Source organism: Mesorhizobium sp. WSM4808, from assembly GCF_055811675.1.
Genome location: NZ_JBVVQX010000022.1, coordinates 45,579 through 63,665, shown reverse-complemented (window position 1 = coordinate 63,665; position 18,087 = coordinate 45,579). Strand labels below are relative to the sequence as shown.

16 protein-coding genes are annotated in these 18,087 nt (G+C 63.7%); 7 read left to right on the top strand and 9 right to left on the bottom strand.

Features of this window, described 5'->3' with window-relative positions:
- Window positions 1–60: 60 nt before the first annotated feature.
- Together AC0L2U_RS29595 and AC0L2U_RS29590 are read right to left on the bottom strand one after the other, a co-directional pair.
- Window positions 61–366 (bottom strand): hypothetical protein, encoded by a 306-nt coding sequence (locus tag AC0L2U_RS29595; RefSeq protein WP_127270646.1) that lies wholly within the window; start codon window positions 364–366, stop codon window positions 61–63.
- Window positions 367–531: 165 nt separating this feature from the next.
- Window positions 532–1,278 carry a helix-turn-helix domain-containing protein gene (locus tag AC0L2U_RS29590; protein ID WP_127270648.1) on the bottom strand — a complete coding sequence of 249 codons (747 nt, stop codon included), beginning with the start codon at window positions 1,276–1,278 and terminating at the stop codon, window positions 532–534.
- 228 nt (window positions 1,279–1,506) lie between these two features.
- Between AC0L2U_RS29590 and AC0L2U_RS29585 the strand changes: the two genes are divergently transcribed.
- Complete coding sequence (locus AC0L2U_RS29585) at window positions 1,507–1,809, top strand: hypothetical protein (protein WP_256746781.1); 303 nt, start codon at window positions 1,507–1,509, stop codon at window positions 1,807–1,809.
- Here the strand turns inward: AC0L2U_RS29585 and AC0L2U_RS29580 are convergent, their stop codons facing one another.
- Window positions 1,810–2,535 carry a Crp/Fnr family transcriptional regulator gene (locus AC0L2U_RS29580; RefSeq protein ID WP_473603074.1) on the bottom strand — a complete coding sequence of 242 codons (726 nt, stop codon included), beginning with the start codon at window positions 2,533–2,535 and terminating at the stop codon, window positions 1,810–1,812.
- A gap of 454 nt (window positions 2,536–2,989) precedes the next feature.
- Here AC0L2U_RS29580 and AC0L2U_RS29575 point away from each other — a divergent pair, with 454 nt between their 5' ends.
- Window positions 2,990–3,205, top strand: coding sequence for a hypothetical protein (locus AC0L2U_RS29575; RefSeq protein ID WP_128289398.1), 216 nt, complete (start codon window positions 2,990–2,992; stop codon window positions 3,203–3,205).
- Window positions 3,206–3,488: 283 nt separating this feature from the next.
- Here AC0L2U_RS29575 and AC0L2U_RS29570 read toward each other — a convergent pair whose 3' ends face one another.
- The 4 genes from AC0L2U_RS29570 to AC0L2U_RS29555 form a co-directional block, all read right to left on the bottom strand.
- On the bottom strand, window positions 3,489–3,605 hold the full coding sequence (locus AC0L2U_RS29570) for a putative RiPP precursor (RefSeq protein ID WP_348629717.1): 117 nt from the start codon (window positions 3,603–3,605) through the stop codon (window positions 3,489–3,491).
- Window positions 3,606–3,708: 103 nt separating this feature from the next.
- Window positions 3,709–4,740: a hydroxyacid dehydrogenase gene (locus tag AC0L2U_RS29565; protein WP_127809757.1), complete on the bottom strand. Its 1,032-nt coding sequence runs from the start codon at window positions 4,738–4,740 to the stop codon at window positions 3,709–3,711.
- A 429-nt stretch (window positions 4,741–5,169) separates the two neighbouring features.
- Window positions 5,170–6,360, bottom strand: coding sequence for an FAD-dependent oxidoreductase (locus AC0L2U_RS29560; RefSeq protein ID WP_292696202.1), 1,191 nt, complete (start codon window positions 6,358–6,360; stop codon window positions 5,170–5,172).
- 117 nt (window positions 6,361–6,477) lie between these two features.
- Window positions 6,478–7,986 (bottom strand): glucosamine inositolphosphorylceramide transferase family protein, encoded by a 1,509-nt coding sequence (locus tag AC0L2U_RS29555; protein ID WP_128289401.1) that lies wholly within the window; start codon window positions 7,984–7,986, stop codon window positions 6,478–6,480.
- A 247-nt stretch (window positions 7,987–8,233) separates the two neighbouring features.
- On the opposite strand from AC0L2U_RS29555, the gene AC0L2U_RS29550 reads away from it, so the two are divergent.
- Window positions 8,234–10,336: a GumC family protein gene (locus tag AC0L2U_RS29550; protein ID WP_127272564.1), complete on the top strand. Its 2,103-nt coding sequence runs from the start codon at window positions 8,234–8,236 to the stop codon at window positions 10,334–10,336.
- A gap of 1 nt (window position 10,337) precedes the next feature.
- Complete coding sequence (locus AC0L2U_RS29545) at window positions 10,338–11,669, top strand: VpsF family polysaccharide biosynthesis protein (protein WP_127809760.1); 1,332 nt, start codon at window positions 10,338–10,340, stop codon at window positions 11,667–11,669.
- Here the strand turns inward: AC0L2U_RS29545 and AC0L2U_RS29540 are convergent.
- Window positions 11,632–12,894, bottom strand: coding sequence for a glycoside hydrolase family 5 protein (locus AC0L2U_RS29540; protein WP_128364195.1), 1,263 nt, complete (start codon window positions 12,892–12,894; stop codon window positions 11,632–11,634). The genes AC0L2U_RS29545 and AC0L2U_RS29540 overlap by 38 nt on opposite strands.
- A complete protein-coding gene (locus tag AC0L2U_RS29535) occupies window positions 12,891–14,060 on the bottom strand; it encodes a DUF1972 domain-containing protein (protein ID WP_473603073.1) in 1,170 nt (389 codons plus the stop codon). Before AC0L2U_RS29535 ends, AC0L2U_RS29540 begins: the two co-directional genes overlap by 4 nt.
- 313 nt (window positions 14,061–14,373) lie before the next feature.
- On the opposite strand from AC0L2U_RS29535, the gene AC0L2U_RS29530 reads away from it, so the two are divergent.
- The 3 genes from AC0L2U_RS29530 to AC0L2U_RS29520 are packed head-to-tail and all read left to right on the top strand — an operon-like array spanning window position 14,374 to window position 18,085.
- Window positions 14,374–15,543: a glycosyltransferase gene (locus AC0L2U_RS29530; RefSeq protein ID WP_128289403.1), complete on the top strand. Its 1,170-nt coding sequence runs from the start codon at window positions 14,374–14,376 to the stop codon at window positions 15,541–15,543.
- On the top strand, window positions 15,540–16,847 hold the full coding sequence (locus tag AC0L2U_RS29525) for an MATE family efflux transporter (RefSeq protein ID WP_127397079.1): 1,308 nt from the start codon (window positions 15,540–15,542) through the stop codon (window positions 16,845–16,847). Before AC0L2U_RS29530 ends, AC0L2U_RS29525 begins: the two co-directional genes overlap by 4 nt.
- A gap of 8 nt (window positions 16,848–16,855) precedes the next feature.
- A complete protein-coding gene (locus AC0L2U_RS29520) occupies window positions 16,856–18,085 on the top strand; it encodes a GNAT family N-acetyltransferase (protein ID WP_128289404.1) in 1,230 nt (409 codons plus the stop codon).
- Window positions 18,086–18,087 lie beyond the last annotated feature (2 nt).

Below are 18,087 nucleotides of genomic sequence, written 5' to 3'. Positions count from 1 at the left end.
CCCGCGGCAGACGCAAAACAGCCCCGCGAAGGGGCTGTTTCTCATCGGGCCGCTGGATTGCTACTTGCTGCCGCCGTTCGCTTTCACGCTGCTGCAGAATTCCGGATGGCTGTTGGCCGCAGTGGCGTCCTTCGCCTCGTCCTCGCAGGCCTTCATCATCGCGGTCTGGTCGTCCGGCGTAAGGGCCTTCCAGGCCTTCACGAAATCGTCGTCGCTGACCATCGTCTTCCTGCTGGAGTCGGTGTAGAAGGGCTGCATCTTGGCCGGATCGTCGAGAGCCGACGTGCCGGTGTCGCTCGCGGCAAGCGCCGTACCGGCAACCATCGAGAGCGTCATCGCGCCGAAACAGATCATCTTGATGTTCATGGCGGTACTCCTCCTGTTGCTTTGGGATCGTCGAAGCAACGATCAGCTGGAAAACGACAGGTTTGGGTGAAAGTTCCGGGGTTTTTTGCGCAAAAATCCCGAAACGAAGAAAAATATAGTCGAAAAACTTGAAACTTTCCCCGATTTTTCCCGTAAGAAGCGAGTTTATCGGGTCTCTCGTGCGAGACTGACCACCAGCCGATCGACACTGGGGTCGTCGAGACTGACGATATGGGCCATCTGCAGCGCTCGCCTCATGCTGATCCTGGCGACGTCCTGCCGCATGATGACGGATACAAAGGCCGGCCCTGATCCGGTGAGGACGATCGCCCTGCCTACCAGAACCGGTTCGGAGATGGGAGCCCACTGCACGGTCATGATTGAGGGCTCGGTGGTCTGGCGCCGGTTGATGCCGGTGAAATAAATCCAGTTCAGGCGCGAGATCGCCACGCCGTAATGGTTGCCGGGTATTCTCGAGCCACCCCGGCCATCGCCCGAAGCCCAGCGCGTCACCCGCCTGAAGGTGACGAGATCGGCCTCGCGCCGCACGAAGGTGACCGAGCGCATCAAAAAGTCGGGTCGGCCGGGCATCGAAAAATAGGTGAAATATGTGCCTCCGGCGATGGCGGGCGACGGCGGCCGCACCATGTTTTCGTACAGGGCCTGGCGCAGCGTTGCGTTGCCGTCGCTCTTGGCTGCCGCGGCGGCCGGCTCACGATACAGCTCATTCTCATCGATCTTGAAATAGTCGCAGATCAGCCTTGCGGTGGCTTTGTTGGGAACCGCCTTGCCTTGCAGATAGCGCTCGAACTGGGTGCGATTGATGCCAAGCTCACGGCACACCGCGCTGACGGAAGCGTGGCGTTGGACCAGCCGCCTGAGATTGGCGGCGAGATTCTCGCGAATTGGCACGACATCTCCCCGACAGACGTACGGACCAGTATTCAAGCGATTGCTTATATACAGTTGCATGCCGTGGCGGCGGCGCGAAGATGGACCTTTGGCCAATAGGCAACGACCCGGTGGCGCGTAGACTGTACGATTCTGACAGTCCGGCTATGCAAGCCGTGTAAATGGGCGTATTTCGATGGCAAGAGCGACCTGAGATCGGCCTCTCGACATCCTGCAATGGAGGGCGGTTTGGATCATACCGGCCTGGTCGAGCTTCTGGACTACACGCAAGCGCAATTGACGAAGATCCGCCAGGCGGTCGCGGCCAGCGATCACGCCGGTGCCATGTTCACCATCGACTGCCTTGTGGGAGCGGCGGCCGAACAGACGAAGTGCAAGCTTGCAAGTCTGGAGCATGCCGGGTTGCCGATAGCCAAGGATGGACCGATCGACGGGGATGGGCCGATTGGCCGGGGCGCATTTAAAGGCGGTGCGGCACCGCCCGGCAAAGCGACATCGGGCAAGCCGGATGCCGGCGGCAACCGCTCCTGATCAGGCCGCGCCGATCTCGCCGATCAGCCTTGTATATTCGGCCTCGGCTTCGCCGTAACTGCCATTGGCAAGTTCCAGCAGCCCGGCGCGGTCGCGAATGACGATCTCGCCCCGACGCGAGCGGATCAACGCGCGGCCTTCGAGCAATTGAAGGGCGACGGTGACGCCTGGCCGCCTGACACCAAGCATGATGGCCAGGAATTCGTGGGTGATGGCGAGATGCTCGCCCGGCACGCGGTCGTCGCACATGAGCAGCCATCGCGCCAGCCGCTCCTCGAGCTTCAGCCGCGCGTTGACGAGCGCGGTGCAGCCGGCCTGGGTCTGTAGCGCGTTGACGAAGCGCAGCAGGAACATGCGCAAGGTTGCACTTGCCTCCAATGCTGCCTTGAAAGCGCCGGCTTCGATGCGGATCGCTTCGCCTTCGAGTTGGACATAACAGGCATGCGGCGCACGGTCGTCGCCCATCACCAGGGCGTATCCGGTCATGCCTTCGAAGCCAATGAAGCCCACTTCGGCCTCTTGGCCGCTTGCCGTGCTGGCGACCACCGAACCGATGCCCTGTTCGATGAAGTAGACGGCCTCGATCGGAATATTCGGGGTCACAAGCATCATGCGCAGCGGCAAGTCGCAGCGCTGCATGTGCGGCTCGAGCAACGCCAGATCATCCGCGGGCATGCGCCGCAGCAGCTGATTTCGGTATTGATGGTTTTTGGTGGGATCAGACATGGCGTGGCCCAATGCAGGGCAAGAGCCATCCAATCTCCCAGCCGTCCGTGCCCGTAAAAACGTACGGACGATCGCCTATGTATAGGGGCTCTGAACGAAGAAAGATATCAATGCGATATGAAATTCGAAGCACGGCGCCCCCCAACGCCCGTTCGCATATGAAAAGATCGGCCTGAATGTTAGTGTCGGAAACGTACCAAGCGCCACTTGGTACAAAACCGACATATTCATGAGGGCGCCGGATCACGGTGAAGGGCCGATAAAATCCCGCCGGCTAATGACAAGGGCGCCATGTCGCGCCGGGCCCGAGAACCGTTCGAAAAAGGGGCGGACCGGCGGGAGAATTGTACGATACTTACTGTGATGAAGGCCGATGTTGACTCTTGCTCAGCCCGATTTCATTTTTTGACCCACAGCGTCAAGGAAGTGGTCGCTGCTCCGAAAGGGGCTTCTTATGTCGAGCCTTCATAAGCGCAATCCTGGTTTCCATCCTTCCGATCTGCAGCTGTGCCAGCGCGTCTTCGATCGGGTCTGCCTGGAGCGCAAACTCGATCGCATCTCGGGAGAGTCGGACGTGCAGCTTCTGGCGGCCACGGTGTTTTCGCTGTTCCAGAATGGCTGCCGCAATGAAGGCGAGTTGCTTGAGAGTTTCCGGCGGACGCGCCAATGACCAAAGCCAGGATCACGTCCGCAGCACCGGTAGCCGAAAACGAACCTTACGACGCTGCGGTCTTCGCCCGGAAATACGGCATGTCGCGGAAGGCCGCGGAGGTCGTGCTGTCCGCGAACGGACCGTCCAGAACGGCTTGTGACGCTGCCGCCCGCTCTTTTATGGAAGCGGTCGCCCGCAGGGCGAAGAGCAGCCGTGGACACTGAAGCTGCGCCTGGAGCGGCTGCCGTACCGCCCGCCCTGGGTGCGTCCGATGCTAACCTTCATTGGATGCCGCGAGGTGTCAGCCTGCCGGGCCTGTCGGGCCTATTACGCCTGAATTGGCTTGCTGCGCCGTCACGGCGGAGAGTTTCTGCCTTTTGAGCAGAATCGGCTTTTCATAGGTCTTCTTCATGTTCATGGCCTCCCTCCGCAAAGTTCGATTGCGGCAGCGTCATCGCCGGCCGCGCCCTTGTCAAGCCGACCTTGTCGACGGCCGGCCAACCGGGACGAAAACCCACGCCTCAATTCCTGTCGGCCGGCTTGGAACGCATGCGCGAAACCGTCTCGCGCTCGGCGCGCTTGGAGCGCAGCGGCGGCAGGCCGCGGTCGATCAGGTCCATGTCCTCAAGCACCATATCGCCCATGCGCTTGAAGGCGATGTCGAGCGCGCCGGCGCGGTGAGCCGAGCGCAGAAAGCCGGGCAGGGTGCGCACCGGATGGTCCCGCGCCAGCGGTTCTTCGGGGAAAACGTCGCTGGCGGCGACGATGTGGCCGCTCTTCACCGCCGCCATCAGCGCCGGGAAGTCCACCACGCCGGCGCGGCTGAGCAGGATGAAGGCGGCGCCCTTGCGCATGCCGGCAAAGGCCTCGGCACCGAGAAAACCCTGGTTCTCGCTGGTCACCGAGGCAACGACGAAGATGAAGTCGCTGGTCGACAGCACCTCGTCGAGAGAGGCCGGCTCGACGCCATTGTCGATGAGGATCGATGGCGGCAGCCAGGGATCGAAGACTTTGGTGCGGGTGCGGAAGCCCGACAGCAGCCGGTTGAGCGCCCGGCCGAGATCGCCGAAACCGATGATCCCGACATCCGCGCCGGACAGGAGCCGCGCCGTCTGGTTGCCGTCGCCGCCCCACAGTTCCTGTCCCTGGCGGAAGGCGAGGTCGGCATCGACGATGTCGCGGGCGAGGTTGAGCGCCATGGCAAGGCCAAGCTCTGCGACCGGCTCGGCGAACACCAGGCCGGTGGTGACGACATGGATACCGCGCGCGAACAAGGTCTCGTAGGGCATGTTGTTGATGAGGTTGGTCTCGACATTGAAGACGCAGCGCAGCGCCTCCATCCGGTCGAGCGTTTCGGGCGATATGGGCGGCTGGCCGATGATGTAGCGCGCCTCGGCCAGCACGTCGGCCGGCAGTTTCGCGACGCCGTCAGCGGTCGTCTCGACAATGCGATAGTGCGCCTTGAGCCGCGCCAGCTGCCGGGCTGTGAAGATCAGCTCGAGCGTGCGTGGTTCCGGCGCACTGATAACCAGCGGCAAGGCGCTGTTGGACATGGCTATTCCCTCTGTTCCCGATGGCCAAAATACCTTGGATGAAACGATTTACAACATCGCGCGGGGAGGCGAGTAGAGCGGGATTGGCGCTGGGATGAGGTGTCCTGTTGGAGCCGATATGTGCCGGCAATGCAACAGTGAAGAATCGTTTGACTACGATGGCGAGGAGACGACGTAAGAACCAGTAATGACGCAATTGACACGGGGCAGGGAATTGGTTCTGCTGGCGCCGTACCAATTTGGAGGGCACTTTACAGTGAAGAAATACGAGAAACCAACCTTGCAGAAGCGCGACAGGCTTTCGGGCGTCACGGCCCAGACTACCCCATCGGCACCTCCGTCGACGGCAACCTGAGCGGTTGGCGTCTGACGCATTCGCCTTATAAGGCAATCAATATTGGCAATCGATAGGGCGCGACTGGTCGCGCCCTATTGCATATTGGCCATGGGCGCCTGCCGTTTTCCCAGATGCCGGACCTTGCGGCCGATGATCATCAGCCGGCGCGCGGTGTTGTTGCGCAGGCGCCTTGCGCGCCATTCCAGTCCGGTGCCGGCGGTGATCGACTTGGCATAGTAGCTCACCCGCATGCCATCCTCATCGGCAGCCACCTTGACCGGGTCGTCATAGAAGGCGTTGATCTTGTCAGCCGCCATGCCTGGTGTTTCGAGCCATCGCGGAATGTGAACCGAATGGAGCTGATCGACATCGGTCATCACCCGGCCGATGCCGACGCCCGGTGTCGGACACGTGGTACAGAAAGCATCGCCGATGAAGATGACCCCGTCGCGGCGATGGCCTTGCGTGGTGCTCAGGCTGATCTGCCTGACCTCGACAGGGCCTGCGACTTCGAAGTTGCCACATCGCGCTGCTATTTCCGGCATCAGTTCGCAGAGCATCTTTTGCGGTTCCTGGCGAAACGCCCGCGTCCACGGCTCGGCCACTTGCCGATAGCCGAACATGTTCGCCCGCATCTTGTCGCCGAGGGGAAAGATGCTGATGTAGGCGATACGGTCGGCAGCCCGCCTGCTGTAGCAGGTGACGGCCTGATGACCGAAATCACGCGGCGAGATGGCGAGGTCGAATCCCATCGACAGTGAATGCGCCTTCGATTGCTCGATACGCTCGACGCCGACGGCGCGCCGCACCGCCTCGCCGTGGCCGGTTGCCACCACCAGCAGGCGGGCATCGATGACGGCGCCGTCGGCCAGCACAAGCCGCTGCCGGTCCGGTCCAGTCGAGACCTCGGTCACCTTGCCGACCGTCAGCGGTACTTGCGCAGGCAAGGCGTCGCGCAGGCCATTGATCAACGCGCCATAGGAGAATGTGAATTCAGCCTTCTTCTCATGCGCGAAGAACTGGCCGAGGCGGAAGATATGCGTGTCGGTCGTCGAGGTGACGAGGCTCTTGAGTGTCGCATCGAGGCCGAGCTTTTCGAACAGAAGCATCTGATCCATGCCGATCTTCTCGGCCCGGAATTCCTCGTGGTGGACGCGGTGCGGATCAATCAGCGCCACCTTGCGCCCGGCTTGTCCCAACAGCATTGCCAAGGTGGTGCCGGCCATTCCGGCGCCGACGATCGCCACATCGACTTGGGCCGGGCCAGCCTCTGAGATACTCATTTTGCTGCCTTTCTGGTGGCAACTGCACGTTTCACAATCTCCGGTAGAAAATATCTTCCGGAGCTAAATCAACCGCAAGCAACCGGAGCGCGTGCCTGGTAGTAACCAATGTTTAGGTTAATCGCGGGTCCGCTGCTTCCAGCGCGGTGCGATCGCCGAGCCATCGATGAACTCAAAGCCGCCAGCCTCGTTGAGCGTGTGAAGTTTACGCCCGCTCCATAGCGCACCTGGATTTAAGATGGTTTCAACGACCTGCTCCATGCCGATCAAATCAAGGTGAGAAATGCGTGCGATGCCAAGCGCCGCGCCATAGCTCCTGCGGCAGTCCTGCACCGGGCGCAGCAGGTCGTTGCCGCGCCTGACGATGCGGCCGGCCGGCCGCGCCGAGGCGATGTCGATCAGCACGGGATTTTTGGGATGCGGCGTCCAGGGGCCGCGAAAATTCGGCGCCGACCATAGGTGCAGCGCGTCGGAGAAGGCGCCGCCACCGTCGCGGACGGTGGCGAACAGCCACCAGGCGCCGCCATGCTCGACAAGCGTGGCGTCGCTGGCCACGACACCGGACAGAAGCGTCGCCTCCTTGACCCATCCACCGGGGAAGGCGGTGGCCCGGTAGAGATCGACGGTGCCGTTGGCGCAGCTTTCCGGCACCATCCAGACCTCGCCGTCGCGCTCGAAGACGAAGGGGTAGGAGAGATGGTAGGGCAGATCCAGAACCGGTTCAGGTCGTCCGAGCGGGCCTGCCGGGCCGAAGGGCACGGCGGAGATGATGGCTTTGCCGAGCCGGTGGATATAGTCCTCGATGAACAGGGTCAGCTGGCCCTGGTAGAGGATGGGAAACGGATCGGCGTAGAAGCGGCTGCCATCGTCCGGCAGCTCTTGCCAACCCGACGCCGGATGGGCACGCAGGTCGAACAGATCGGAGCCCCCGGTTTGCCGCCAGCCGACCTTCCAATGCGGCGCGTTGTAGCAAAGGTGATAGATCTTCTGGACGATCCGCCGCGCCAGCGCCTTGCCGGCTCTGACCCCAAGCTTGCCGGCCGAGGGCATTGGCGGCGGGCTGCCTGCCTGCGCCGGCTCTGGCAGATCGGGCACCGACTTTGCCGCGCCTGACATGGCAGCGACGATCAGGCTTGCTGTGCGCGCCAGCATATCCTGGAAGGACGCCAGCGCGATGCCGCCATATTCTGTGCCCAGACGCCCGGCCGCGATCGCAACGCCGTTCTCCTCGATGCGGGCAAGTGGCGTGCGGCCGGCGAGGATCGAGGCCAGCAAGGCCGCTTCGCCGCTGGCGCCGTCATAGGTGACGTGCCAGACGCGTGTGCTTTCCAGCCTGACATCGCCGCAGAGGTCGATGACCAGGTCGGGCGAAGCGGGGGACTGCCGATAGGGCGCGAGCGCCGAAAGCGGCACACGCTTGGCCAGTCCATCATGGGCCAGTCCATCATGGGGCAGTCCGTGGATCGCCGTTTCGAGTTGAAACAGGGCTGCGGCGCTGCGCGGAATGCCGCTGCCCGCCGGCCTGACATCGACGGACAGTTCGTCGCCGAGCGCGGCAAGGCGCTCCAGCAGCGTGAGATGAAAGGCGCGGACACAGTCTCCGTCCAGGCGTAGACTTATCTGCATGGTGGAGGCCCGAAAACGCGGTGCCCGGCCTTGCCGGCCAGGCCGGTCCGGTCAAATTGTAACCCCATCTGCATCCGTCTCCGCTCGCCGCGTAACCAACACCTCGATATGTATATTTTTAAGCAAACCGCGTGCCAAAATTCACGTCACCTCTCAACATAATTAACAATGTTTTAACAGTTGGAGGAATAGCTAGTTAGCGCCGCAACTGACCTTGCCGGCATATGGAGTATTGTCGGAGGCAGCCATGCAATCATCCCTGCCCATGGTTCCTCAGCAACACTCTCCGGATGCGGCACGCGCGGGATCATACGCAGCTTCGACTGTCGAACTGGGCGACCTGAAGCGCATCCTGGTGCGCCGCCGGTTCTGGATCTTCGGCACTGTCGCACTGCTGACGCTGGTCGCCCTTCTCTACGGTCTTTTCACGCCCGCGCTCTACAGCTCGGCGGCGGAAATCCTCATCGATCCGCAGGACCTGCAGGTGGTCACCAACGACGTCAATCCCAGCCGTATCTCACCCGATGGCGGCATCACGCAGGTCGAGAGCCAGGTCAGCGTGGTCCAGTCGACAGGCGTGCTGATGCGGGCGATCGCGGCGACAAACCTGACGCAGGATCCGGAATTCAACGGGCAGGGCTTGCTGTCGCGCCTGCTCGGTTCGGCATCGGCCGAAGGCGACAGGTCGGTGCAGACACTCGACGCGCTGCGCCGGCGCCTGGCGGTCAAGCGGGCCGACAAGGTCCTGGTCCTCGACGTCATCGTCACCGCCAAGAGCGCCGACAAGGCCGCCCTCCTGGCCAACGCCATCGCGCAGGCCTACCTGGTCGATCAGGCGAGCGCGCGCGCGAAAATGGCCAGGGACGCCTCCGAGTCGATCACCGCCCGGCTGGACGAGCAGCGCAAACGCGTCCAGCAGGCCGAGAATGCCGTCGAGGCCTATAAGTCCGCCAACAACATGGTGATGGCGGCAGGGAACCTGGTCAGCGACCAGGAACTGACCGAGATCAACACGCAGCTTGCGGCGGCGCAGAGCCGCACCGCGGCGCTGAAGGCGCAGGTCGACCAGATGCGCCGGCAGAGCGGCACGGCGGACGCAACCTCGGAAGCGATGCGCTCGGCGGTGATCTCGAGCCTGCGGGCACAGGAGGCGACGCTGGTCGACCAGGTCTCGCAGCTCGGCACGGAGCTGGGGCCGCGTCATCCTTCGCTGATCGCAGCCCAGCAGCAGCTGCGCGACACGCGCCAGCTGATCGCGCGCGAGCTCGGCCGCATCGCCACCGCCACCGAGACGGACTACGAGCGGGCGCTGGCCAACCAGCAGGCGCTGGAAGCCAAGGTCGCCGGCATGAAGAGCAAGTCGCTCGACACCGACCAGGCCTCGGTGCGGTTGCGCGAATTGCAGCGCGATCTCGAGGCGCTACGCTCCGTGTACTCGAACTATCTCCAGCGCGCCCAGGAGACGCGCGAGCAGATCAATGTCGACAGCACCAATGCGCGCATCATCTCCAATGCCATGCCCGCGTTGAAGAAAAGCTGGCCGCCTTTGCCGCTGCTGTTGCTGGGCGCGATATTCGGCGGCCTCGGGCTCGGCACCGGTCTGGCGCTGATCGCCGAATATTCCTCGCCGACGGTGCTTTCCAGCGCGCAGATGCAGTCGGCCATCGACGCGCCGGTGCTGGGCGTGGTGCCGGCAAATTCAGGCACTGGGTGGCGCTGGTGGCCTTTCGGCGCAAGTTCGGCCGCCGCCTCCAGCCAGAAGACCGACGCCGTTGTCGGCCTTGCGCTGAGGCGCATGTTCAGTTCGGGCCAGCGTCCGGCGGACTGGCCGCTGGTGCCTTCCATCCTGGTGACATCGTCGCCGGGCGAGGGCGCGCAGCGCAGCCGGGTGGCGCGGCTGCTGGCCAATGCCGCGGCGTCCAGGGGCAGCCGGGTGCTGTTCATCGATGCCAATGCCGGCGGCGGCGACCAGAAGGATCCGCAGCCGGGGATCCTCGATGTGCTGCGCGGCGAGTACGCCTTTGAGGCCGTCAGCCATTACGCCGCCGGCAGCAACGTTGCCGTGCTGGGCAGGGGCCGCTCAAAGGCGGTTTTCCAGGAAGCGCATGGCATCTATTTTGCGCAGCAGATGCTGGCCCGGGCCAGCCGGAGCTTCGAACTCGTCGTCATCGACGGCGGCGCGCTGGCCGACAATCTCAATGCCTCGCCGCTGGTTGCCATGGCCGACGAGATCGTACTCGTCGCCACGCTGAACGCCACCCCGATGCGCGACGTCACGACGACCGCGCAGGCGGTTTCCGTCATGGGGCGGTTGCCGACGGCGGCCTTGCTGGTCGACGAGGCCGCCTGATATGGCTGCCGGTTGGAGCGCAAGCGCTTCGAACCATGGTGCTGCCGCACCCCGCGCCGGCACGTCGCTCGATGCGCTGACGCGCTTCGGACTGATCGCGGCGGTAGCGGTGCTGTTCGGCATCTCGGGCGGCATGCTGTGGCTGGTCGGCTACAATTATGATGGCCTGTTCGGCAACCCGGCGACCAAGATCCACCCGTCCACCTATCTCATCGTCCTCTTGTTTGCCTGGCGCTCCTGTGCGTCAGGCAATCCGGTCGGCTATATCGTCCATCTCGCCGACAGGCGGCCGGCCAGCGCGCTGATGGCCGCCATATCGATCGTGCTTTTGTTCGTCGTCATCGCCAGGCAGCGGCCCGGCATGGCTGGCATGATCGATACGTTCGTGGCCGCGGCACTTCTGGTGCTGATGCTCAGCGAGGACGACGAACGGACATTCGCCGGGCTGCAGACCGTCGTTCACGTTGTCATGACGGCGAATGCGCTGCTTGCCCTTTTCGAGTTCGCCACCAAGACGCTTATCTTCCCCTATCGCCTCGACGGCGTGGCGTTTACCACCGATCTGCGCTCGAGCGCTCTGCAGGGACATCCGCTCGCCAATGCCATGGTGACGTCGATCTACGTGCTTGCGCTGCTCTCCGGTGCCAGATCCCTGTCGACGCCTGTGCGGATAGGATTGATCGGCCTGCAATGCGCGGCACTTGTCGCGTTCGGCGGCCGTTCGGCGATGGTGATGACGATTGTGCTGGGCGGTTGCTACCTGCTTTCCAAGGGCATCAGCAAATTGCGCCGGGGACGCGTCAATCTCCTGGGTGCGGCACTCGGCTTCATGCTTGCCGCGCTGCTGCCGGTCGTCATCATCGTGGCGGCATATTATGGCTTTTTCGACGCGCTGCTGGAGCGCTTCGTGTCGGACAGCGGCAGCGCCAATGCCCGCGTCGAGATGTTCGAGCTCTTCAAGCACCTGGAATTACGCGATCTGATCGTGGGGCCGGATGTCGACCTAATCGACAGCCTGCGCCGCATCAACGGTCTCGAACAGGGCATCGAGAACCCGATTATCCGCACCGTCCTCTATCAGGGCGCCTTCTTCACCCTTTTGCTGACGTTCGGTTTCGTGCTGTTCCTGTTCGAGGTGGCGCGCCGCTGCCATCCCGGCATCTGGCTGCCGATGCTGGGCTGGGTCATTCTGATCAACACCTCGGAAAGCGTCGCGTCGAAGACGACGCTGCTGACCAAGTTCGTGGTGCTGGCGCTGGTGCTTTACCGGCCGACGCGGGCAGCGTTCAGGCCCGTCAGTCCGCCGGCATGGTCAGGCCAAGCGCCGCGATGATATCGGGGTCCAGTGCCCGGGTGGTGTCGTCCATCATGCCCATGCCATCGAAGAGATCCCACAGTGCCCAGGCGAGGCCGAGTTCCTCGGCGCTTCGCCTGACATCGGCGATGTAGCGCGCTCGATCCGGATTGGGGGCGGCGACATAGCGGGCGTCGGTGCGCAGCGCGCCGAACTCGCCCATGATGATGCGTTCCGGCGCAAGGCCGTGGCCGTCGGCCCAGTCGCGAACCTGGCGAAGATATTTGTCGACAAACCAGCGGTCGGGCCGGGCGTCGAAATAGACTTTCAGCACACGCTCGGTCTCGGCATAGGCTGCCTGCTTGGCGTCTTCAGGGGTTTCGGTGTCCTGCGCCATGCGCGCCCTGACCGATGCCAGCGTCGGTTCCAGCGAGCCGGCGGATGCCGGCCACGGCACATTGTTGAGCGACCGGTAGACGGGCTCGCGCATCCAGGGTGCCCCCTGATGGCTGAACAGATAGGGCTCATAGAAGTGGAAGGTGAACAGGATCGGCTCGAACGGGGACAGGGGTGCCGGATCGAGCGCGGTCAGTCCGCTCACCATCGAGCCGCAGCCGCCGGTGACGATCAGCGGCAGGGTCGCGGCCGATGCTCTCGCCGCCGTCAGAAGTGAAAGCTGGATCTGCGACCAGACGTTCGACGCGCAGGCCTGCGCCGGCTCGTTGACCGGCTCGAGCGCCACCCTGCCGGGCTGGAACCGCGCCAGCCTGCCGGCAAGCTCGCCGACCAGCCCGCGGTAGAGATCGAACGCGGGTGCGGCGGTGCTGGAGACCATGCGGTCGGGGTTCCAGTAATGGGTGGCGGCATTGGCCTGGATGTTGACGATGATGCCGAGACCGGCGTGGAGGGTGGCCGTGACGGCGGCATCCAGCATGTCCAGCAACCGGCCGCGCGTGGTGGCGTCGGCGGCCAGGAAAGGGCCGGGATCAACAGGCAGACGGATGAAATCGAGCCCGGTCCTGCGCAGCCGACGCAGGTCGTCCGGGGTCGGCACCGGCCGTTGCGACTGGAAGGGCGGCCAGCCATAGTCGGTGCGCGGAGCGGGAAATTCGCGCGTCAGCGAGAACCAGGGCCAGGCGTTGACGCCACGCCGAAATCGCGGCCCGGCGGCTGCGCGAGCGATTGGTGCGACCGGGAGCGAGCCGAGCGCCGCCGCGGTGGACAGCGCCGTCCGCAGCACCCGCCGGCGCGACCAGCCTGTCATACGGTTCCTGGCGATGCGTGATCCATCGCGGTGGTCTTGGCGGCGGTCACGCCGAGCAAATGATAGGCCTCATTTTCATAGGCAAGCAGGACATCGTCCCAGCGGAAGGCTTCGCGGGCGCGCGCGCTGGCGGCAACGCCGCAGGCCTGGACCAAGGCATCATCGTCCAGCGCCTGCTGCATCCGCTTGGCGCAACTGTCCTTGTCGGTGAAGTAGATCGCCGCAGCCCCGGCGGTCCATCTGTTGTAGGGATTGTCGTGGGCGATCACCATGTTGCCGGCCGCCAGCGCCTCGACCAGCGAGGGGTTGGTGCCGCCGACCGTGTGGCCATGCAGATAGGCGCGGGCGTGGTATCTGAGCGCCTTGACCGTCGCCTGGTCGTAGATGGCGCCCGGCAGGACCACCGAGTCATTCGCCGCCTTGCGGATGGCGGCATGATAGGGGATGTCGTCGGACAGCGTTCCCAGCACCACCAGCTTCATGTCGCGCTTGGCAGAGCAAAAAGCTTCGACGATCGGCAGGATGCTGTTGTCGGGTTCGATGCGGGCGATCGAGATGAGATAGCGCCCGGGCTCGAGGCCGAGCGCCCGGACCGGCGCCTCGGGCGCCGATGTCACCGGATCGGCGCCATAGGCAATGGTGGCGATGGCGCTGCGCGGCCGGCGCGTCGCCAGGTGATCTGCGATGGCGGGATGATCGGCGACCAGCCGATGCGAGGCCCATGCGCCGATCCATTCGTTGAGCCAGAACCAGGTTCGCGCCGCCATTCCCCATTTTGGGCGGCGCCACTCGATGCCGTCCATGTTGGTGAAGATCTTGCGTCGCTTCAGCCTGAGCCAAGTCAGGAAGACCGCGCCATTGTAGCCGAGCACCAGGCAAACGCCCGGTCGCCGGGCGGCGTCGCGGGCGCATTGCCAGTCGAATTCCAGCGTCGCGCGCGGTCCCTTGGAGGCGACCTGGATGTGAATGAGCTCGATGCCGCGCCAGGTTTCGTTGCGCACCCTCTGGTCGATCCGCTCGACCTCATCCTGGCAATAGACGCCGACCTTCCAACCGCGCCCGACAAGAAATAGCGCCAGTTTTTCGGCAAAGGTTTCAAAGCCGCCATGGGCCGCGGGTATGCCGCGGGTCCCCAGGATCAGAATGGCGGGCGTTTCTGGTTTCATGGCCGGCGCACTTTCACATGTCTCATACATTAGATATTGCTTAATTTATAATGGGCAGATGGCAACTTCCGTGCCAGCTCCCGATTTCGGTATCCTGCGAGGGATCATCGCGCGGGGTTGTAAAAAAACGGTGTTGAAGCCGATGGTTGTTTCATTCTCGGTCAACCCTTCTGTGCGTAGCTGTATCGAAACGAAGCAATGCCTGGGGCGTACGGCCGGCAGTCGGGCGTATCGAACCAGGCATGATTCTTGCGGACGGGCTTCTGCCACAATCGCCCAGCGCGATGGTTGTAGCACCCGGCGGGATATAAAGATGCGGATTGCCTGCGTTCATCAGGGTTATGAACTCTATGGTTCTGACCGCAGCTTTGCGGAGAGCGTTGCCGCGTTGCGCGCCGCGTTTCCGTCGGCCGACATCGAAGTGGTTTTGCCACGTAGCGGGCCGATCGTGCGGATTCTGGAAGCGCATGCCAGCCGGATCGTCTTCGAACCGCTGTGGGTGCTGAGGCGCCAGGCCATTGCGCGCCTTGCGACCGTCGAGATGGCGCGATTGCCGGTTGCCGTGTTCAGGGCGTGGCGGCGGCTCAAGGATTGCGACCTCGTCTATGTCAACACCTCGATCGTGGCCGACTACGCGCTGGCCGCACGCCTTCTTCCCCAAAAGGCCGTCCTGCACATCCACGAAATCCCCGAAGGCGCCATGCGCAGGATACTCGTCGGCCTGATGCGCTGGAGCCATGCCGATCTGATCTTCAATTCACACGCGACACGCGCCGCGTTTGGTGATCCCAAGGCGGCGCGTGCGTATGTCGTCTACAACGGTGTTGCCGGGCCGGCGGCGGTCGAACCGATGACGTATGATGGCAAGCGCCCATTGCGGGTGCTGCTGCTTGGCCGTATCAACCGGATCAAGGGGCAGGAGATCCTGCTGGAGGCGATCGCCTCGATGCCGGCGGAACTCCAAGCGAGGATCGAGGTGCGACTGGTCGGCGGCGCCTTCGAAAGCACTGAGCGCGAGCATGCGCTTGCCGAACTGGTCGAAACCATGGGGCTTACCGGGCGCGTCAGAGTCCTGCCTTTCATTCCCGACCCTTCGGAGCATTATCGATGGGCCGATATCGTCACCGTGCCGTCGCGGCGTCCGGAATCGCTGGGCCGCGTCGCCATTGAGGCGATGGCATACGGCCGGCCGCCGCTTGTGTCGGCGATAGGCGGGCTGGTGGAAGTGGTCAGCGACGGGGAGACCGGCTGGCATGTTCCGCCCGGCGACGCAGCAGCTCTTGGCGCGAAATTGCAGGAGATCATCCTCGCCCCTCAGGCCTGGCGCGGGTTTGTCGCTGCCGGGCGCGCGCGCTACGAGGCAATCTTCAGCGAGCCGGTCGCGGCCGCGGCGATCACCGCGATCGCCGCCGACAAGCTGAAGACGACCATCGCGCGGCCGGGCAGGGTGCCTGCTGCCCGCGAAGCGGAGACGCGGCCGTGAAGTTAGCGTTTCCGAGCCATCTGGTTCGACGCCTCGTGCTGATGATCGGCGGCGAGGCGATGCAGAGCGGCTTTCATTTTGCCCTCAACATCATGCTGTTGCACATGCTGTCGGCGCAGGGCTACGGCCTCTTCGCCATCGGCATGGTGATGGGCGGTGTCGGCCTGTCCTATATCAGGTCACTCACCGCCGTTCCCGCCAGCATCTGGATGAGCAAGAGCACCAACAGCGCCGGCGTCGATACCTATGACGTGGCGTTCGGAACGGCGGCGCTGATCGTGGCGTTGCTGATGGCCGTCGGCACGGCAGTCCTGATGCATGTCCTTGGCGATCCAAGCGGAATTGCCGCCGGCTGCTTCGTCGGTGCCTGGTCGTTGCGCAGCCATATGCGCACGGCTTTCTTCGCACGGCGCCAGCAGGTTGTCGTCTCCATCAGCGATGGCGCGTTTACAGTCGCCGGCTGTGTCCTGACCGGGCTGTCGATCTGGTTGGTCCAAGACCCGCTGCAGACCGTGTTCTATGCACTAGCCGCGGCAAATGTATTCGGCATTTTCGTCCTGGTCCGGCTGGCGCGGCGCTCGCTTCGCATCAGCTTCCGCATGCCGACGCGGCGACGCTATGTCAGACTGTGGCCCCAGCTGCGCTGGTCGGCATTCAGCGCGACCACCACCAACATCCAGGGTCAATGTCTGGCGCTGCTGGTCGCCGGCATTGCCGGTCCTGCCGCCTACGCACCGCTGGCGGCGGTTCTGGTGCTGTTTGCCCCGCTGCGCATCATCAGCCTTGCTTTCGTCAACATGACGCAGCCGGATCTCGCCAGGCTGATGCGGAACAATGAAACAGGCCGTGTCTGGACGCAGGCCAAGATCTGGGCGCTCGTCATGGGGTTTGGCGGCCTTGCATATGGATGCGCCATCATGTTCGTCCTGCCGATGATAAAATCCCAGGCTCTCCAGGACGCTTCGACCTGGTTCATCGGACTTTTCGTGATCGCGAATTTTGTCCCGATCATGCTCTATATCATGCCCCGTATCGTGCTTGAGATACTCGGCGATTTTCGGATCGTCGCGTTCACCACGACGGGCGGCGCGGTCGTCGGGCTGGCACTGATCGCGGCCCTGCTGGCAATCGCGTCTCCGCCGTGGGCGTTGTTGGGTTCCGCCGTCTCGGAGATGTTCGTGCTCGTGGCATCATGGTATTTCGCGCATCACCGCATGTGGAATATCGAGCATCCCGACGAGGCGCGCGACAGCCGGTTGGGCGCGTGGCGGCGCACGCTGTCGTTCGCCACGGCAAAGCGATAGGAAAAAATATGGCAGTCCAGGCGGTGCAAATTGCTGCGGCGACCGGCTCGCCCGATGGCCAGTCCTCCCATCCGGCCACCGTCGTCGCCAACGATGCATACACGGCGCGGCTCCACACCAGCCTGGAAGCGGTGAGGCCGCTCTGGCTGCGCCTCCAGGCGGACGGTGTGTGCACCGCCCACCAGAATTATGCCTGGGCCGAGGGGATCGTAGCGCGGCTGATGCCGGAAGGTGCCGAACTGCTCATCGTGGAGGTAAACGACGCCGTGACGGGCGTGCCGCGAATGCTGGTGCCGTTGATACGGCGACCGGCTTTCCGCCATCGGGTGATCGAGTGGCTGAGCTGTGGCGTTTGCGACTATTCGGCACCGTTGCTGGCCGATGCGAGCCCGTGGACGACGCAGTCGGCGCAGGCCGCGTGGGCCGCGGTGCGTTCCGTGCTGCCGCCGGCGGACCGTATCCAGATCAGGGGAATTCCGCAATCGATCAGCGGTGTCGCCAATCCGCTGGCCTTGTTGGCGGCCACGCGCGATTCCCTGCATACCAGCTTCGGCCTCACCATCGACGGCGATCCGGAGACCGTCCTCAAGCGACTATGCCGGCCATCCTTCGTCAAGGCTTTCAACAAGGACTGGCGTCGCCTCGAACGGCTTGGCGGCGTGGAACTGGTCGAAGCCAACACGCCGGCCCTGGTGGAGGTCATCTTCGCCGGCCTGGTCCGGATGCGGCTCAGCCGCTTTCGCGAACTGGGCCGCTTCGACCTGCTGACGCAGGCGGCGGTTGTCGATTTCTATCGAAACGCTGCTCTCGAGGGCCTGTCGGATGGGTCGGTGCGGCTCTTCGGGTTGCGTGTGGGTGAAGCTCTTATCGCGGTCCAATACCTGCTGATCCATCAAGTCACCGTTCATGCTCTGCTGATCTCAATCGATCAGGGCGCGGTGCCCAATGTCTCGCCGGGACTTCTGATCATGGGCAAGTTGATGAGCTGGGCGCGCGGGCGCGATTTCAATTATTTCGACCTGTCGGTAGGCAACCAGAGTTATAAGGAACATATGGGTGCCTTGGGTTCGGGTCTGCGCGAGCTTTGCCACGGGATTACGGTGCGAGGCAGCGCCGTGAGCGCAGCCATCGAGATCCGCAACCGGGCCGAGGTGTTCGTGCGCTCCAAACCTCGGCTGCTGAAGAGGCTCCAGGGACTGATGCGGGGTTTGCGGCGCCTGCGCGGGGGATCAGAATGACG